Annotated in this window: 1 pseudogene; it reads right to left on the bottom strand. The window is 74.8% G+C overall.

The features are described from left to right. Positions 1-365 (bottom strand): annotated as a pseudogene (locus FVS66_RS34770) (hypothetical protein); the annotation flags it as partial.

Genomic DNA, 365 nt, shown 5'->3' with positions numbered 1-365 from the left:
CGGGACCGTGGCGGTTTCCGTCGGGACGACCGGCGTGACGACCGGGGCGGTTTCCCCCGGGACGACCGTGCTCCTCGGCGGGATGACCGTGACCGGGACCGTGGGCCGCGTCGGGACGACGACCGCGGTGGCTTCCGTCGGGACGACCGGCGTGACGACCGCGGTGGCTTCCGGCGTGATGACCGTGCTCCTCGGCGGGATGACCGTGACCGGGACCGTGGGCCGCGTCGGGACGACGACCGCGGCGGGTTCCGTCGGGACGACCGGCGCGATGACCGCGGTGGCTTCCGGCGTGGGGGTGACCGGCCTACGTTCCCGCGTGATGACCGTGCTCCTCGGCGGGATGACCGTGACCGGGACCGTGG

It is taken from the genome of Streptomyces sp. TRM49041, from assembly GCF_008271805.1.
Taxonomy (GTDB): domain Bacteria; phylum Actinomycetota; class Actinomycetes; order Streptomycetales; family Streptomycetaceae; genus Streptomyces.
The sequence above is the reverse complement of the archived record's forward strand: the minus strand, read 5'-3'. Positions and strand labels throughout refer to the sequence as shown.